10 protein-coding genes are annotated in these 17,692 nt (G+C 63.6%); 3 read left to right on the plus strand and 7 right to left on the minus strand.

Annotated elements, in window-relative coordinates:
- Nucleotides 1-17: 17 nt before the first annotated feature.
- Entirely contained in the window at nt 18-1,475 is a 1,458-nt protein-coding gene (locus tag E6C55_RS34290) for a prolyl oligopeptidase family serine peptidase (protein WP_211093654.1), read from the plus strand.
- Between the two features lie 123 nt (nt 1,476-1,598).
- Here the strand turns inward: E6C55_RS34290 and E6C55_RS26365 are convergent, their stop codons facing one another.
- Nucleotides 1,599-5,792: a polysaccharide lyase 8 family protein gene (locus E6C55_RS26365; RefSeq protein WP_136372823.1), complete on the minus strand. Its 4,194-nt coding sequence runs from the start codon at nt 5,790-5,792 to the stop codon at nt 1,599-1,601.
- A 318-nt stretch (nt 5,793-6,110) separates the two neighbouring features.
- Here E6C55_RS26365 and E6C55_RS26370 point away from each other — a divergent pair, with 318 nt between their 5' ends.
- Together E6C55_RS26370 and E6C55_RS26375 are read left to right on the plus strand one after the other, a co-directional pair.
- Nucleotides 6,111-7,172, plus strand: coding sequence for a glycoside hydrolase family 88 protein (locus E6C55_RS26370; protein WP_136372824.1), 1,062 nt, complete (start codon nt 6,111-6,113; stop codon nt 7,170-7,172).
- Nucleotides 7,165-8,862 (plus strand): hypothetical protein, encoded by a 1,698-nt coding sequence (locus E6C55_RS26375; protein ID WP_136372825.1) that lies wholly within the window; start codon nt 7,165-7,167, stop codon nt 8,860-8,862. The genes E6C55_RS26370 and E6C55_RS26375 overlap by 8 nt, the downstream gene beginning before the upstream one ends.
- A gap of 342 nt (nt 8,863-9,204) precedes the next feature.
- Here E6C55_RS26375 and E6C55_RS35120 read toward each other — a convergent pair whose 3' ends face one another.
- The 6 genes from E6C55_RS35120 to E6C55_RS26405 form a co-directional block, all read right to left on the minus strand.
- Nucleotides 9,205-11,208 (minus strand): DEAD/DEAH box helicase, encoded by a 2,004-nt coding sequence (locus E6C55_RS35120; protein WP_136372826.1) that lies wholly within the window; start codon nt 11,206-11,208, stop codon nt 9,205-9,207.
- 202 nt (nt 11,209-11,410) lie between these two features.
- On the minus strand, nt 11,411-12,352 hold the full coding sequence (locus E6C55_RS26385) for a carbon-nitrogen hydrolase family protein (RefSeq protein ID WP_136372827.1): 942 nt from the start codon (nt 12,350-12,352) through the stop codon (nt 11,411-11,413).
- A gap of 54 nt (nt 12,353-12,406) precedes the next feature.
- Nucleotides 12,407-13,387 (minus strand): ABC transporter ATP-binding protein, encoded by a 981-nt coding sequence (locus tag E6C55_RS26390; protein WP_136372828.1) that lies wholly within the window; start codon nt 13,385-13,387, stop codon nt 12,407-12,409.
- A 12-nt stretch (nt 13,388-13,399) separates the two neighbouring features.
- Nucleotides 13,400-14,296: an ABC transporter permease gene (locus E6C55_RS26395; protein WP_136372829.1), complete on the minus strand. Its 897-nt coding sequence runs from the start codon at nt 14,294-14,296 to the stop codon at nt 13,400-13,402.
- 50 nt (nt 14,297-14,346) lie between these two features.
- The gene (locus E6C55_RS26400) at nt 14,347-15,291 is read right to left on the minus strand and encodes an ABC transporter permease (protein ID WP_136372830.1); all 945 of its coding nucleotides are present in this window, start codon (nt 15,289-15,291) and stop codon (nt 14,347-14,349) included.
- A gap of 34 nt (nt 15,292-15,325) precedes the next feature.
- A complete protein-coding gene (locus E6C55_RS26405; RefSeq protein ID WP_136372831.1) occupies nt 15,326-16,984 on the minus strand; it encodes an ABC transporter substrate-binding protein in 1,659 nt (552 codons plus the stop codon).
- Between the last annotated feature and the right edge of the window lie 708 nt (nt 16,985-17,692).

Below are 17,692 nucleotides of genomic sequence, written 5' to 3' on the forward strand. Positions count from 1 at the left end.
GAAAGGATGCGAGCATCATGCCTCTATACGGCAAGGACGCGCTGCTGCCCGAGCGGCTTCGCGTCTTATTCTTAAGCGAAGACACCGCCGAGGACTGGATCTACATCGCTTATATGGACGCTTACTTCCGTCTTCATGCGCCGCTGTCGGCCATCGAGCTGATCGGCCTCGGCGGCCTTGCGCGGTTGGGCCGGGCGCTCGAGACGATCCGCCCGGACTGGGTTGTCGTCTGCTGCGGCAGGAACGACGGCCTCCTCCGCCCGTTCGACGAGGAGGAGCACGCCCGTCGCGACGAGTTGACGCGGGCGCTGGCCCGCATTCGGGACGCGGGCGCCAAGGCCATCGCGATGACGCCGCCTTCGAGCGACGATGCGCCGCATCGCGATGACGACTGGATGCTTGCCCTTGAAGGCGGCGCGGCCTGTCGCGCCGCCGATCCCTGGACCGTTGCCCGGACGCTGCTGAAGACGCTGTTTAATGTCGCGTTGACGCGCACCCCGGATCAGCTCGGCTTCGGCAGCGGCGACCCGCTGTTCGCGGAGACGCTGACCCGGCACCGGCTGCTGAGCTCGGCCTGGCAGGCGCATCTCGCGCCGGGCTCGCCGCGGACGGCGGATGCGCCGCTGGAGTCGGCGCTGGAGTCACCGCTGTCCGAAGCGCTGACCGAGGCGGCCGCAATCGAGGCGCGCATCCGGTCGCTGATCGACGCATCGCCTCGGCTTCGGTCGGCGCTCGGCCGCTCGGAGTGGGAGGGGCACGAATGCACCGACTTCATGCTGGACGGCCGCGAGGGCTTCGTCGTTGCGCCGCGGACAGCCGCGCCGGGACGTCCCTGGCTGTGGCGGACGGAGTTCTTCGGCGACTTCGCCCAGGCCGACCGGGCGCTGCTTGCGGCGGGCTGGCATCTGGCCTGCTTCCGGCTCAGCGACCAGTACGGCTGTCCGGGGGCCGTGGCGCGAATGGGACGGTTCCAGTCCTACGTGACGGAGACGTTCGGCCTGGCCCGGCGGCCCGTGCTGCTCGGCCTCAGCCGCGGCGGCCTGTATGCGTTCAACTATGCGGCAACCTATCCGGAGCGAGTCGCCGCGCTGTATCTGGACGCGCCGGTGCTCGACATCTGCAGTTGGCCCGGCGGACGCGGCACGGGCATCGGTGCAGCCCGCGAATGGGCGGAATGCTTGGCCGTCTACGGACTCGACGAGCGAACCGCATCCGACGCGGGCGTCTCGCCGCTCGACCGGATAAAGCCGGTGGCCAAGGCCCGCATCCCGATCCTGCTCGTGGCCGGCGACGCCGACATCGTCGTTCCCTATGCGGAGAACGGCGCCTTGCTCGCCGAACGGTACAGCCTCCTCGGCGGGCCCATCGAGACGATCGTCAAGCCCGGCGTCGGACATCATCCGCACAGCCTGTCCGACCCGGCGCCGATCGTCGCCTTTATCCTCCGCTGCTCCCAAGCGCCGGACGGTCCGTAGTCGGGAGACAGCAGCATCGACAGCCTGCAACCCTGCATCCTTTGCCCGAACGGGATACCCCCGTGTGGCAAAGGATGTCGGTCTGCAGGCTTTTGTGCCGATTCGGAGCGTGTCCGACGCACGCTACTGCCAGACGCGGATGCCATCTACGTAGCTCTTGCCGGTCTCCGCATCCGCGATGAACCATTGAATACCGTCAATGCCGGAGACCGGCGTCCGTAGCGCGGCGCCCGACACCTTCAGACGGTCGTCCACGTACAGATCGTACGTATCCGTTGCCGTGTTCAGCACCACCTTGATCCGATACCACGTATTCGCTTGGTAAGCGGCCACTTCATGCCAGCTTCCGTCGTAGTACGTCTTGATCTTGCCGTGATCGAGCGCAACCGAGACGGCAATCGAACCTCCGCTGTAGATATACGGAGCAGCGAGCCAACTCGCGGTCGACATGCTCTTGACATAGGATTCGACGCTGACGGTGCCGGAGAGCGCGGTGAGGCTCTTGGCGATGCCGACCTTCGTGCCGGAGCCGCCGGATGTCTTGTTCAGCTCGACGCTGCGGTCGGTCAACTGTCCGTAGCTGACAACCTCGGAGATGTCGACCGTGCCTCCGTTCTCCGTCACCGAGAGGCCCGCAGGATTGGCTCCGGCCGTCTGGCTCTCGAAGTGCGCGTAATAGATCGGCGCCGCTGCCGGTGCGGGCGGGAGTGTCCGCGGCGCGGCGACGACGGGCGCGGTGCCGCAGCGATAGATGCCGACATCGTCCACGGCGAAGGTTCCGGTGATGCTGTCGGCGGCGAACACCGACACCTCGCGGACATCGTCGGCGACATGGCGCAGCGCGGCATGGTTCAGCTTCAGCACGCCGTCCACGTACAGATCGAACGTATCGGTTACCGTATCGATGTTCAGCCGCAAGCTGTACCAGGTACCCGCCGCATAGGACTGCACCGTCTGCCAGGTGCCGCCGACATTGGCGAGCAGATTGCCGTTGCTGAACGCCAGACTCGCGATCAGCGTTCCGTTCGAGTCGGTCACGTACGGCGCGCTCCACCAACCTGTCGTCGCGGCGGCGCTCACCTTCGCCTCGATGCCGATGCTGCCGGACAGCGGCTGGCCGAGCGTCCGCGACATGCGGACCATTGAACCCGTGTCCGCGGACGTCTTGACGAGCTGCACGCTGCGATTGGCCGCGCTCGGCACATTCGCGACGCCGACGGAGCCGCCGTTCTCGGTCACCGCCCACCCGGCGGGATCGCTGCCCGCCGCCTGCGCATCGAAGCTGTCGGAGACGAGCGTCTCCACGGCCGACGCCCCTTCGCGCGCCACCCGGACATCGTCGATATAGGTTGTGCCCGTCTCGCTGTCCGCCGCATAGAACGCCACGCTCGCGATATTTGCCGTTGCCGTTCGCAACGGGACGGACGACAGCTTGCGCTCATTGTCGACGTACAGATCGAAGGTGTCCGCATCGGTATCCGCGACGATCCTGACCGTGTACCAGGTGCCCGCCGCGAACGGCTGCACCGTCTGCCAAGCGCCGCCGACATTGGCGACAATATTGCCGCCCGACAGGCCGACGGAGCCGACGAGCACGCCGCCCGAATCGTACAGATACGGTCCGCTCCAGAAGCTCGATGTCGCCGTTCGGTATATGCGCGCTTCGATGGAGACTTTGCCGGTCAATGCCGTGGCGAACGGCTTGACGAGCTTGGCGAGGCTGCCCGCTGCGGTCGAGGTCTTCGCCAGCTTGACGCTGCGGTTGGCGGTGCCGGGGAACGCCTCGACCGAGACGGTGCCCGATGTCTGCATGGCCGTCCAGCCGGCCGGCACGCTGCCAATGGTCTGGCTGTCGAACGTATCGGTCGACACCGGCTGCCCGAGACTGAACTTCGCCCGATACGGCAGGCCTTGCGATTTGTTCGTATTCACCGTCAGCTTGATCGTCGGCCGCAGTTGCGTCACCGTCACCTCGGCGTCCTTGGAGACGACATAGGCTCCGCTGCGGGCGATCTCGATCTCGATCGTTCCGTTGTTGGTCTGCGTCGGATCGGCGATCGCGATCTCGAACGACTCGCCCGGCTTCTCCTGCGTCATGACCGAAGCCTTCTTGTTCGAGGTGATATCGCCGCTCGTCTTGACCGTATCGTTCCAGAAGTTGTAGCCGGTCACGTTCAGCGTGTTCTCCCGCACCGCCTGCGCATCGGTGCCGTTCTCCAGCACGGCGATCTGCGGATGGGCGGCGTAGGCGCTCGTCTCGGCGCTCGACTTGCCCGGCAGCAGCACGTATTGATAGGTGCCGTTCGTCGGATTGACGCCGTGATCGAGCCACATCGTCGCATAGCTGTTCGTATGCGTCAGCCCGTCCGTATACACCGAATTGATATCCGACCACGAGCCGGTTCGCGTCTCGCGCAGTCCCTTGACCGTGGCGCCAGCGGGGAAGTAGTAGCCGCCCGTCCCGTCCAAGTGCGCCCAGTTGACGCCCGTCATCGTCTCGCTCCAGCCGGCCGCCGCCGACTTGACGACACCGTTGACGGTGAGCGCATTGCTGCCCGCCGCATTCAGCTTGCGGTTCTCGACGATCGTCTCTATCGTACGATTGTCGGTGCTGGTAATGCCCGAGCCGAGCGCGACCACCTCGTCATCGAACATAAAATACGATTTCTTGGCCTTCAGCGTGCTGCCGACCGCCGACATATAGAAGCCGGCCGTCCCGTACAGCCCGCCGATCTCCGAGCCTCCCGACCAGGTGATGCTGTTGTCCCACGGGACGCTGCGGTCGCCCCCGTCCGCCTTGCTCTTCGTATCGACCGTCGTTCCCGGCAGCCGCTTCGGGTCGACCGTCGGCCAGAAGCTGTCTCCGAACTGGTCGCTGTCCGCGTTGTACAGATAAGTCGTGCCTTCGGCCGTGTACCAGGCGCGCGCATTCTCCATATATCCCGGCGTTCCGGTCCAATATTCGTAGTTGCGCGTGCGCGTCGAACGCATGGCGATTCCGACAGCGTAGCCCGGGCTGAAGTGCACATAGCGATCCTGGAATGGGAAATTGTATTGGCCGATCAGCTCGCCGCGCGGCGCAACGGACGAATCGCCCAGGATGCCCTTCAAATAATTCACCATAAAGATGCTCACGGCAGCATAGATCGACGACGCGCCGTGCGTATCCTGCTGCAGCCAATACTTGGCCATGCTCTTGATGCGGGCCGCATCGGAAGCGGACGCGTAGGAAGCCGCGAATGCAATAACCGGAATCTGCCAGTGTCCGCTGTCATGATCCTGCGACTGGTAGCGGGAGATGTTGCGCCCCCTGAACATATCCATGGAAGCGCCGTCGTAGATCATCGGCTCGAACGTCTTGAATATCCATTGCGTAATATTGCTGCGCTCCGGGTTCGTCACATCCCAACTGGAACCGTTTACAACATACAGAATGCCGTTCAGCTCTTTGAGCAGATTGATGCCGTAGCCGCCCGCGTAGGGATAATAGGCATGCTGAATAAACGAGCCGTCCTCGTGGAATCCGTCGGCGGCGATATCGTACACATAAGGGAACACGTCGTCGAGCGCATCGCGGGCCAGCGCCAGCGTCTCCGCCGACTTGCGAAGAATGCCGTCCAGCATCGTCACCTGTGTTTTCCACACCCGATTCGCGCCTTGAAAATCATACGTATAGCCCATCGGCGTCGCGCCGAAGTGCTCGATCGTGCCGAGTATGCGGTCCTTCCGGACGGTATCGACGTCACTGTACATCAGCACCAGAATATTGAGCAGTTGGCGCGGCCCGCCGATCGTCAGATCCCACCACGTCTCGGCCATATACGGCATCGTCTCGTTGTACGCATGATCGTATATCCAGTCCAGCCCTCCGAGAATGTCCGCCTTGAGCGTCGCGTCTCCCTTCAGCGAGGAGCCCTTGGTCGCATAGGCCATCGCCATATAGGCCAGTCTGGAGGCGTTGTCGGTGACAACCGTCGGCCCCGTCTGCGCGTCCGGCCATAGATAGGTCCGGCCGACGCTCTTGTCCATCGACGTCCAGTAGCCGTATGCATCCGAGACAATCGTTCCTTCGGGCGAGGACGTCGTGCCGATCTTGGCCGCCAGATCGGGGTCCGCCGGGTTATAATCGTTGCCTCCGGTCAGATAGACGAGCCACCTGTCCCGCAGCATGTCGAATTCGTCGGCCGCCGCTGCCTGTTGCGCGCCTATGGGGATCGAAGCGCCGATCAGGATAAGGCACGCCAGTACGAGCCATGCTGCCCTTGCGCGTTCGCGAAGCGGCCTGCGTCGAATCCTTCCTGCCATCCTCTGTTCCATCTTTCCTTCCCTTCCTTCGCATCCATATTGTCGTACTGTCGACCGTATCGTCCGGCGCGGCGGCTTCCTCCGGCTCTCTTCGCCGCCCCGGTTCCTTCATCCGCTCCCCCCTTTCCGCTCCCCGTCCATTATGGCATTCGGCGGACGAAGGGGGAGAAGTCCGATCCGCTTATTTGTGTTGCAAGCGCTTTACTTATGGGATGCGCAGTTGTGCTTCTGGACGATTCCCCGCTTTTTCGCGACGGAAGCCCAAGAAGGCGGATCGGCCTTCTGCTAGACTGCAGGGGGTTATGCCACTTGATGAAGGAGTGAACGCTGATGAACGAACGGGAGCAGTGGGCGGAGGCGGCGGAGCGCATACGCGCGCAGATGACGGCGAACCACGCGGGGAATTGGGGCATGGACCTGAACCAATGGGATTGGGTGCCGGGGGTCGGCTTGATCGCGCTGCTGGAGTACGGCCTCGAGGCGAGACATACGGACACGTTGGAGCAATTGAAGCGCTGGATGGAACGCAATTGGGCCAAATCTGCGGAGGCCGCGGTCATCAATGCCGTCGCCCCCTGCGCAATCTTCCCCGAGCTGTACCGGCAGACGGGAGACGAGAGGTATCGCGCAGAGACGGAACGGATGGCGGCATGGCTGGTCGGAACCGCGCCTCGCACCCGCGAGGATGCGTTCGAGCATACAGTTACGGAAAATGTGGCGTTCGCGGAGCAGGTGTGGGCGGATACGGTGTTCATGGCCGTCTTGTTCCTCGCGCGAGCGGCGGCGCTGCTCGGACGCACGGACTATGCGGCGGAAGCGCAGCGGCAGACGCTGCTGCATCTCCGGCTGCTGGCGGACGAGGAGAACGGCGTGCTGTATCACGGCTGGAACTGCGTCGCCGGCAACCATATGTCGGCGGTGCGGTGGGCGCGCGCCAACGCCTGGATCGCCGTCGCCGTGCCGATGATCGTGCAGGAGACTCAGGCGCTCGTTCCCGTGCCGCAGGAGCTGAAGGAGCGATATATTCGGCTCATGGACGGCCTGCTGTGCTATCAGCAGGAGGACGGTCTGTGGAGCACCGTGCTGGACCGCCCGGACTTCTATCGCGAGACATCGGGCAGCGCGGGGATCGGCTGCGGCCTGCTGAAGGCGCTCGAGGCCGATCTGCTGCCGGACGAGGCGCGCTGCAGGCTCGCCGCCGAGCGGGCGCTGGCGGCTGTGCTGGCGCAGGTCGGCCCGGACGGCAGCGTCGGCGGCGTGTCGGGCGGGACGCCCGTGATGGAGGACGAGGAGGCTTACGGCCGTATCCCGGTCTATCCGACGCTGTACGGTCAAGGGCTGGCGCTTATGCTGCTCGCACAGCGGCTGAAGGGGGCGATTGCGGATGAATAGAGAGGAACTGCTGGCGCATCTGCGACGGCATGAAGCAGACTTCGATCCCGGACGGCAGCTCGTGCGCATCCCGCTCACCGCGACCTACCATACGGCGCTGAAGCCGGACCGCCATCCGGTCGTATACGGCCTGCTCGGCTCCGTCGACTACGCCTTCCACCTGCTCAAGCTCGGGGACGGCCCGTCGGTCGAACGCGCGGCCGCGATTCTGCGCCGGGTCGCCGCCCGGCAGGACCGCGATCCGGTCAGCGCGACATACGGCATCTGGCCCTATTACGACGAGGAGCCGCTGAACGAGATGGACCGGCCCGACTGGAACATGGCGGACTTCCACGGCAAGCTGCTTTGCCTTATCCTGAAGCGCCATGGCGGCCAGTTGCCCGCCGAGCTGGCGGCTCTGCTGCGCGAGGCGTTGGGACATGCCTGCCGCGCCATCGTGCGCCGCGACGTCGGGCCCGGCTATACGAACATCGCGATCATGGGCGCCTTCGTAACGCTGGCGGGCGGCGAGCTGCTGGCGGACGAGGAGCTGTGCGACTACGGCCTGGCGAGGCTGAAGCGGCTGTACGAATATACGATGGAGATCGGCGCCTTCTCCGAGTACAACAGTCCCTGCTACACGACAATCGCGATCCGCGAGCTGCACGCCGTGCTGGCGGACAGCGAATCGGCCGAGGCGCACCGCTATGCCCAAGCGCTGACCGACCTGGCCTGGCGGGCGACGGCGCTGCACTATCATGCGCCGACCGCCGCATGGGGCGGCCCGCACAGCCGCTCCTACTCGACGCTGCTGCTGCCCGTCGAGCGCCGCTTCCTTGCGGACGCGCTGCAGGATGCGCCGTCCGAGTACGGCGAGACGATACGCTGCCCGCAGCAGTATCGGCCGCTCTTCGCGGAGTCGGGAGAGCTCCTCCTGACCGAACGCACGCTGATGGCGTCGGAGACGGGCTATCAGGCGCACGCGACGCTGTACCGCAACGAGGCGCTGTCGCTCGGCTCGTTCAGCCGGGGCGTCATGTGGAACCAGCGGCGCAACCTGCTCGCCTATGTGCGCATTCCCGAGGGCACCGTCTACGTCCAGCTTCAGTTCCTGATGAACGGACGCGACTTCTGCTCGGCGATGTACACGGGTGTGCAGGACCGCGCCCGCGCCTTGTTCGGCTTCAACTGGCTGCTCGACAACGGCGCTTGGCATTCCGATCTGGACAAGATCGACGGCCGCTTCCGGGCGAGCGATCTGCGCATCCGCCTGGCGCTCGGCGGCGACACGGAGGCGCTGCCCGTGCCGCGGGCCGACGAGTCCCTCGTCTGGCGGCTGCCGCTCGGCGAGGCGACGGTGCTGACGGTCGGACCGGTGTGGGAGCGCTGCGACGAAGGCCCGCTGCGCGCCGAGAACGGGCGGGACGAAGAGGGTCGAATCTGCCTCGACTACGTCGTCTACGCGGGCGAGGAACGCGACTTCGACTTCCACGCGATCCGCGAGGCGGCCTGGCTGTTCGCGCTGTCGCTGGATTCGTCCGGGGCTCTGCCCGGCGTGACGGTTCGGGAGACGGAGCGCACCGTAGCGGCGGCCCTCGGAAGCGATTCGGGCGGCGAGATCGAGATCGCGCGCTCGCCCGGTGCGACGCAGGTGCTGTACGCAGCGAATCGGGTACGTCTGCCCGCATCGCTGGGCGGGGCGGAAGACTGACCGCCCCTGACGCCCGTTTGCAACAGACTCTGCCCCCTCTTGACGGTACCCTTGACCCGTCGATTGCTGTGATTTTATGCGTTTTTTCACATTCGTCGGCTTGGAGGATGGGGCAATCTCGGCGTTTTATGTGATTTTTCGCATATATCCGGCGTTTCGTACCGGGAATTCCTCTACGAATGCGGTTTTTCGCATAAAATCATACAAACTACCCGTTATCGGGCAGCGCGAATGTGAATTTTCACATTAAATCCGGCTATCGCGGCTCCCACTCCTACCGGAACATAAACAAAGCCTCCGAGCTCCGTCCGTTCGATCGGACAGAGCCCGGAGGCTTCCTTGTTACCGCGAGCGCCCGCGCGGCGGCTTGCCGGAACGTCCCGCGCTGCCGCCGGAACCGCCGGACGGCCGTCCGCCCCTGGCCCCGCCGCCCGCGCCCGGGCCGCTTCGTCCGCCGCTGCCGGCGCTCGCACCGCCGCGTCCCGCAGAACCGCTGCGCCCGCTCCGGCCGCTGCCGCCCGCCGCGTTCTCCGCGCGATTGGCACCGCGCCCGCCATCGCGCCCTTGCGCCCGACCGCCGCCGCTCCGCCCGCCTTCAGAACCTTGCGCGCCGCGGCTGCGTCCACCGCCGACGCCGTTCCGGTCGCCGCCGTCGGACGCCCTGACGCGGCCTCCGGAGCTGCGGCTTCCGCCGCGCCCGCCGCCTTCCGCTCCCCTGGCGCTTGCGCCCGCGAAGCCCGCTTCCCCGCTTCGGCGGCTCCCGCCGTCGCTTCCGCCCGCTCGCTTCTGCACGCCGAGGCCCGGCCGCGATGCGCCTCCGCTTCGGGAAGCGCCGGCTCCGGCGGCATCTTCCGCCCCGGCTTCCCAACGCCCTCCGGCGGCTCGGCCCGCCGCCTCCTTGCCTTCTCGCGCGGCTTTGCTTCTGGCGCTCAGCCCGGCCATGACCTTGGCGCTCGATTCGCCCTTGCCTCCGAGCTCCCTGCCCGAGCCGGCCGAACCGCCCTTGCCTGCCGCGCCCCGGCCCGAACCGCCCTTGCCTGCGGCCCCTCGGCCCAAGCCGCCGCCCGAACCGTCGCTCTTGCCCGAACCGCCGCGGCTCGCGACGCCTTTGCCCCTGCCGGCACCGGCTCCGCTCCTGCTGCCGGCCGCGCCTCTTCCCCCTGCCCGGCCTTGGCGAGCGTTCTCCGCGCTCTCGCCGCCGCCCGGCTCAAGATCGTCCTCGTCGCCAATATACGAGCCGTACGAATGGCGCTCGATCTTCATCCCGATGCCGTCCTCGATCCGCGCCAGCTCCGGCCGATCCCTCGGCGCGACGAACGTGATCGCGACGCCGGAGCCGCCCGCGCGGCCGGTGCGGCCGATCCGGTGGATGTAGCTCTCCACATCGTGAGGAATGTCGTAGTTGTACACGTGGGTGACGCCTTCCACGTCCAGCCCGCGCGCGGCGACGTCCGTCGCGATCAGAAGCTGCAGCTTGGCTTCGCGGAACCGCTTCATGACCTGCTCCCGCTTCGCTTGGGAGAGGTCGCCGTGCAGCTCGTCGCTCTCGAAGCCCATCTGCTGCAGCGCCTCGTTGAGCGTGCCCGCCCGCCGCTTCGTCCGGCAGAAAATCATCCCCAAATACGGCCGGTTATCCCGAATCGTCTCGACAAGCGCCGACTGCTTCGCCCGATCCGACGTCTCGATGACCTGCTGCTTGATGTCCTTGACGGTCACCTGCTGCGCCTTGACCGTTACCTCCTCCGGCTTGCGGAGGATGCGTCCGGCCAGCTCGCGGATCGTCCCCGGCATCGTCGCCGAGAACAGCAGCGTCTGGCGTTGCGAGGACATGTTCCGCAGAATCTCCTCCACATCGCCGAGGAAGCCCATGTGCAGCATCTGGTCGGCCTCGTCGAGCACAAGCATCTGCACGCCGAACAGCGACACCGTCTCCCGGCGCAGGTGATCGAGCAGCCGTCCCGGCGTCGCAATGATCAAGTGGATGTTGCCCTTCAGCTTCAGCAATTGGGCTTCGACGTCCTGCCCGCCGTACACGGGAAGCACCCGGATGCCCTCCTCGGGGCCGACCAATTGCTTGACTTCATTCGTAATCTGCAGAGCCAGCTCGCGCGTAGGCGTCACGATAAGCCCCTGCAGCTTGTCCGACTTCACGTTGATCCGATCGAGCATCGGCAGCACGAAGGCAAGCGTCTTGCCTGTGCCCGTCTGCGCTTGTCCGATCACGTCCCGCCCCTGAAGGACAAGCGGAATAGCCGCCTCCTGAACCGGAGTCGGCGTCTGTATGCCTTGCGCGGTCAACCGGGCAACCCGGTCCTCCGATATTCCCAATTTTGCAAAACCTGTCACGTAAGCACCTCATTCGCCATCTGGCGTTCTTTTCCCCATCTGCGTTCTGCTGCTCCCCTTATCGTACCATATCGGAGCCTGTTCCGATACCGACCGGGGCCGGGTATGCCTCGCAATAGACAAACAACCACCTCGCGTCCGGGGACGGAGGTGGCGGGGAAGCCGCGACGGAGTCGGAATGGGCCTTGGGCAGCTCGGTGCTCTACAACGCTGCGGAAGCCTGCACGGCGCCGACAGGGACCACCTTGCCGCTCCACTTGTTCTGCTTCTTCAAGTCGGTGAGCAGCCTCTCGTAAATATCCGGCCGCCAATCCGGCACTCCGGTTATCGGGTTATCGTTGTAGAGCGTCAGCATCCCCCTCGTCTTATCGACAATAGACAGATCGAGGGTCGCCAGCAGCAGCGCCTCCTCGTTCTCCACCGGCTCCGCGTAATAGCGGGTGCCAAGCGGGGTCACGCTCGGGCCGACGATCAGGCTGCCGCCCGGGAACTGCAAGTCCTTATCGGGGCCGACCAGATTGGCGCTGACGAGGAAGGAACCGTTCTCGAGCACCCGCGCTTTGAGCAGCGTGTAGTAATATTCCTTCCAGCCGTGCACGTCGGAGACCGCCGTCGGGTTCAAGTACAGGCGGGAGCCAAGAGCGGCGTAATAGCGGAACAGCTCCGGGAAGCTGTATGTGTCGTAGCAGATGCCGACCCCGACCGGCCCCCAAGGCGTGTCGAACAGCAGCGGCTCGCTTCCCTTCTTCGCCCACATGGATTCCTTGCCTGCCGGATGGATTTTGCGATAGGTGCCGATGAGCCCTTGCGGCCCTGCGGCGAGAGCGGAGTTGTACACATCGCCGGTCGCCGCATCCCGCTCGGGCATGCCGACCACGACATAGACGCCGTACTTGATCGACAGCTCCGCCAGCTCGTTCGCTGCCGGACCCGGCACCGTCTCCGCATCGGCGAGCTGCATCTCGATGGATTCGCCCTTGACATTGTAGCCTGTCAGCGCCGTCTCGGGGAACAGGATGATGTTCGCTCCCCGTTCGCCGGCCGCTCGGATATATCCCTTCATGCGGGCAAGATTGCCCGCCTTGTTGCCCCATTCCGCGTTGAAGTTGACCGTTGCCACGTTAACGATATTGTCGTAGGCCATCGTCCATTCATCCCTTCTTATAGAAAAAGTATGGTGTGTTCGGTTAACTCGAGGTCAAGCGGTGAGGCTCTCCTTCAGCAGCAGGCACGCGGCCTGGTGACCCGGGCCGACAGCCGTCAGCTCCGGCGTCTCCATCGCGCACCGTTCGGTCGCCATCGGGCAGCGGGTGCGGAATCGACAGCCGGACGGCGGGTTGAGCGGACTCGGCAGGTCCCCGGACAGTGCCGGCGCGCCGCTCCCGGCGGCCCGGTCGACTTCGAGCGAAGGAGCCGAGGCGAGCAGAGCGCGCGTGTACGGATGCGCCGGATGGTTAAAGATTCTCTCCGTCGGTCCCTTCTCGACAACCCGTCCGAGGTACATGACCATCACTTCGTCGCTCATATACTCCACAACGTGAAGATCGTGGGAGATAAAGATAAGCGAGAGCGCGAACTCCTTCTTCAGATCCTGGAACAGATTCAGCACTTGCGCCTGCACCGACTTGTCCAGGGCGGACACCGCTTCGTCGGCGATCACGATCTCCGGCTTCAGGACGAGCGCCCGGGCGATCGCCACGCGCTGCCGCTGCCCTCCGCTCAGGCTGCCCGGCATCCGATCCGCGTGCGTTCTCGACAAGCCCACCGCATCGAGATACTCGTAAGCCGTCTTCCGCGCCTGCTGCCGGGACACTCCGTTCGCCCAGAGCGAGAACGCGACGTTATTGAGCACGGACATCTTCGGATCGATCGAAGAGTACGGATTCTGGAACACCATCTGCAACTGACGGCGAACCTCCTTAAGCGACGCCCCCGACAAGTCGAGCACGTTGCGTCCGCGATAGTTCACCTCGCCCGCGTCCGGCTCGATCAACCGCATCAGCAGCCGGGCCAGCGTCGACTTGCCGCAGCCGGACTCCCCGACGATGCCGAGAGTGCCCTGGGCTCCGAGCGAGAACGACACGCGGTCGACTGCCGATACGCCCCCCTTCACGCGGCCAAGCAGGCTGCGGACCTGGAATGTCTTGCCGATGTCTTTAACTTCGAGGATATTGTCCATTCAAGGTGCCTCCTACCGTTTGATTTCGAGAGCGTCGCTGAGGGCGTCGGAGACAAGGTTAAGCGACAGGGAGGTCAGGAAGATGAACACGCCGGGGACGATCGTCACCATCGGGTTCACGAAGATCAGTTGCTTCAGGTTGTTGAGCATGAATCCCCATTCCGGCGTCGGAGGAGAGACTCCGAGACCAAGGAAGCTGAGACCGGAGGCGACCATCAAGCATACGCCGATCTGGGACGTACTGAACACGAACACTTTGCTGAAAATATTGCGGAAAACGTGAGAGCGAATAATCAGCCCGGCGCCCGCTCCGCTGGACCGGGCGGCTTCGATGTATTCCTCCTTGCGCACCTCCTTGGCCGCACTCTCGGCAATTCGGGCAACGGGAGGAATGAACACGACCGTCGCCGAGATGATGATATTCGTGATGCCCGGCCCGAGAGCGGCGGAGATGCCGATGGCGAGCAGAATCGCCGGGAACGAGAAGACGATGTCAAGGCTGCGCATGATGACGGTGTTCGTCCAGCCGCCGAAGTAGCCGGCAATGACGCCGAGCGCTCCGCCGATCAGGCTGGAGAGCAGCACCGGCAATACGCCGGACAGCAGGCTGAGCCTGCCTCCGTAGAGGATGCGGGACAGAATGTCGCGGCCTTGCTCGTCGGTTCCGAGCAGGTGGCCGGCGCTGCCGATCTTCATCAGCCGGTCGGTAACCTCTCCCTCGCTCGGTCCGTAAGGGGCAACCCAGGGAGCAAGCACACAGGAGAACACGATAACCGTCAGAACGGCCAGCGCGATGAGCGCGGATCGCCGGCGGGAGAACGCTCTCCAGATGAGCAGCACTCGGGAAGGCTCCCGGCTTATCGGGCGGAGAGACGCCGCATCTCGTGCGGTCGTAGCGTGGATCGTCATGCGGATGGCTCCTTTCCGATCGGTCTTGGCGAATAGTACTGCGGATGCTTTCAAGCGTGCCGGACTCGCGGGTCCATGGCGGCGTGAATGGCGTCCACGAGCAGGTTGAGCAGGACGAACGCAACGGCGATCACGAGAACCCCGGCCTGGACAACGGGGAAGTCCCGCTGGCCGATCGCCTGATAGATCACTTGGCCGATTCCGGGCCAGGAGAAGACCGTCTCCACGAGCACGGAGCTGGCAAGCAATGCTCCGAATTGCAACCCCGTCACGTTCAGAATCGTCGGCATGCCGTTGCGCAGCACGTGAGCCAGAATGGTCGTCCGGCGAACCCCTTTGGCTTGGAGCGCGAAGATGTGATCCTGCTGAAGGATGCCGGCGACGGTGCTGCGAACCATGCGGGTAAGCACGCCTACGCTCGACAATGCGGTCGCCGCCGTCGGCAGAATGAGATGCTTGATCAGATCTCCGCCTCCCCCGCCTCCGACCGTCGACATGCCGGACGAAGGCAGCCAGCCGAGCGTAACGGAGAAGATGCCGATCAGGATGAGAGCGACCCAGAAGTTGGGCAAGCCGATGCTGGCCAGACTCAATCCGTTAAAGAGCGCCGCGATTCGGGAGGCGGGGCGGTACGCGCTGTAAACCCCGATAACAAGCGCGATAACGAAGGCGGCGGCGGCCGAGGCCGCGGTCAGGATAACCGTGTTCTTCAGCGCCGGCAGCAGCAGCTCGGTCACCGGAAGGCGGCGGGTGACCGAGTCGCCCAGGTTGCCCTGAACGACCCTGCCGAGCCAGATTCCGTACTGGGCGACAATCGGCTTATCCAGTCCCAGTTGAGTGCGGACGACGGCCCGCTCCGCTTCCGATGCATCCGGGGCGACAATGGAGTTGACGGGGTCCCCGGGGACGATCTTGAGCATGAGGAAGACGATGATCGACACGCCGAGCAGCGTGGGTATCATGAGTGCAAGACGCTTGAGAACGAATGAGGCCACGCGCGATCCCTCCTTGATGAATGATTCCGATGAATTATTGAATCGAGACGGTGCTCAGATCCGCGAACCACGACTGCGGCTGGACGAAGCCCTTGACCTTGGGCGACAGGGCGCGTAGGTTGAGATCGTGGACGACGTAGATCCATGGAGCGTCATCGGCCAGAATCGCGGACGCCTGCTTCAGATATTCGCTTTGCTTGACGACATCGAACTCGGCCATGGCCTTGCCGATCAGATCGTCCAATTCCGCATTGGAATAGCCGCCGATATTGATGCCGTTCGGGAAGATTGCCGAGGTCGCGAAGAAGGTCGAGTAGAACGATGGCGAGATGGTCGGCAACGAGATGTTGTATGCCCCGACCTCCTTATCCTTCGGGAACCCTTGCACATACGAGCTGAGCAGCGATTGCCATTCGATCGATTCGATCTTGACGTCGATGCCGACCGCCTTCAAGTTCTTCTGCACATATTCGTTCATCTGGATCGGCCACATGTTGCCGGAGCCGCTGGTCGGCACGATGAATGTCGTCGAGAATCCGTTCGGATAGCCCGCTTCCGCCAATAGCTGCTTCGCCTTCTCCGGATCGTACGTATACGGCTCCCCGTCCTCGCTGTACCATTCGTGGCCCGAATACATCGGCTGCGTCGCCGGCGTAGCGGCTCCGTTCAGCAATGCGGCGCTCATGCCCTCGCGGTCGATCGCATAGTTGGCGGCTTGACGAACCTTGACATCCTTCCATGGACCGTCCTGCACGTTCAGCACGTAAGGCCATACATGAGGATACGGATTGGTCATAATCTGGAAGCCGGCGTTCTTAAGCTGCGGGATCGACTCGGTCGGCGGCACTTCCGCCCAATCGATCTCTCCCGCTTGCAGGGCGGCAAGCCGGGCCGAGGAATCGCTGATCGGACGAAGAATCACCTGGTCGAGCTTCGGAGCTCCTCCCCAGTAGCTCTCGTTCTTGGCCATAACGAGCTCCTGGCCCAGCTTCATGCTGACGAACTTGAACGGGCCCGTGCCGACCGGATGATTGGCGTAGTCCTTCCCGCTTGTCTTGATCGCATCCGGGCTTCCGAACAGAATGCCCGTCAGATCGTACAACAGGAAGCTGTACACGCCCTTGGTCTTGACCGTTACCGTGAAGTCGTCCACCTTCTCGTAGGAATCGACGTATCGAAGGCCCGAGCCGCTGTTGCCCGCGATCTGGGCGTCGTAATACTCGAAGTCGGTCTTCATGATCCGATCGAGGCCGAAGATAACGGCGTCGGCGTTAAACGGAGTGCCATCGTGGAAAGTCGCGTTCTGACGGAGATGGAACGTCCACAGCGTCGGGTCCGCCTCCGACGTCTCCCACGATTCGGCCAGCCCCGGCTTCAAGGCCGCCGGTTGGTCGGGATCGCTCAGATCCCAGTTGACGAGAGCGTCATAGAGTTGATAGCCGACGAAGCGCATTCCCTCAAAGCCTTCGGTCGGGTATGTGTCGGGAACCGGAATATTGGCCGCGGACATCCCGATAATAAGCTTCTGCTCCTTGCCCGATCCGGAGGACGCCCCGCCTGCGGAGGCTCCGGCATCGGAGCCGGCCGTGTTGCCGTTGCCGCAGGCGGCAAGAGCGATCATTGCCGCGACCATCAAGCATGCGAGCCAAGCTCGTGCAACTGTCTTGCGGTTTGCAATTCGTATGTGTCTCATTCCTGAACCCCTCCAATTTACCCTTGTATGGGCGGCACGCAGCCTTTATATCTGAATATTCTGTTTTCTATTGCCGAACATGAAGCTCTCCTCCAACGATAGGCGCTTCCTTCCCCCTCTCTCGTCCTATATAAGCTGAACTAGCGAACTTAACGGACTCCCCTGTTTCCATGCCCCACGCAATGTGGATGCAGGTCACGAAATGTAGTCGGAATTTCATGTTTATTCATTCGTTCGGGGCGCAAACGAGAACAACGAATGTGAAATTTCACATATATTCGGCGGAATCGCGGCTGGTTCGGGCTACGAATGTGAAATTTCACATATATTCGGCAGAATCGCGGCTGGTTCGGGCTACGAATGTGAAATTTCGCATATATTCGGCAGAATCGCGGCTGACTCGGGCTACGAATGTGAAATTTCACATATATTCGGCGGAATCGCGGCTGGCTCGGGTTACGAATGTGAAATTTCGCATATATTCGGCGGAATCGCGGCTGACCCGGGCTACGAATGTGAAATTTCGCATACATTCGGCAGAATCGCGGCGGAATCGGGCTACGAATGTGAAATTTCGCATATATTCGGCAGAATCGCGGCTGGTTCGAGCTACGAATGTGAAATTTCGCATATATTCGGCGGAATCGCGCGGTTGGCCACAGATTGTAGTCGGAATTGCTTGCTTATTCGCTCGACCTGGACAGCAGC

This window comes from Cohnella fermenti, from assembly GCF_004801405.1.
Classification (GTDB): domain Bacteria; phylum Bacillota; class Bacilli; order Paenibacillales; family Paenibacillaceae; genus Cohnella; species Cohnella fermenti.

Excerpts from the sequence above, each read along its gene's own strand:
- E6C55_RS26385 (WP_136372827.1), bottom strand. The coding sequence starts at position 12,352 with ATGGCCTACGACAATATCGTTAACGTGGCAACGGTCAACTTCAACGCG.
- E6C55_RS26395 (WP_136372829.1), bottom strand. The coding sequence starts at position 14,296 with ATGACGATCCACGCTACGACCGCACGAGATGCGGCGTCTCTCCGCCCG.
- E6C55_RS26405 (WP_136372831.1), bottom strand. The coding sequence starts at position 16,984 with ATGAGACACATACGAATTGCAAACCGCAAGACAGTTGCACGAGCTTGG.
- E6C55_RS26390 (WP_136372828.1), bottom strand. The coding sequence starts at position 13,387 with ATGGACAATATCCTCGAAGTTAAAGACATCGGCAAGACATTCCAGGTC.
- E6C55_RS26365 (WP_136372823.1), bottom strand. The coding sequence starts at position 5,792 with ATGGAACAGAGGATGGCAGGAAGGATTCGACGCAGGCCGCTTCGCGAA.
- E6C55_RS26375 (WP_136372825.1), top strand. The coding sequence starts at position 7,165 with ATGAATAGAGAGGAACTGCTGGCGCATCTGCGACGGCATGAAGCAGAC.
- E6C55_RS34290 (WP_211093654.1), top strand. The coding sequence starts at position 18 with ATGCCTCTATACGGCAAGGACGCGCTGCTGCCCGAGCGGCTTCGCGTC.
- E6C55_RS26370 (WP_136372824.1), top strand. The coding sequence starts at position 6,111 with ATGAACGAACGGGAGCAGTGGGCGGAGGCGGCGGAGCGCATACGCGCG.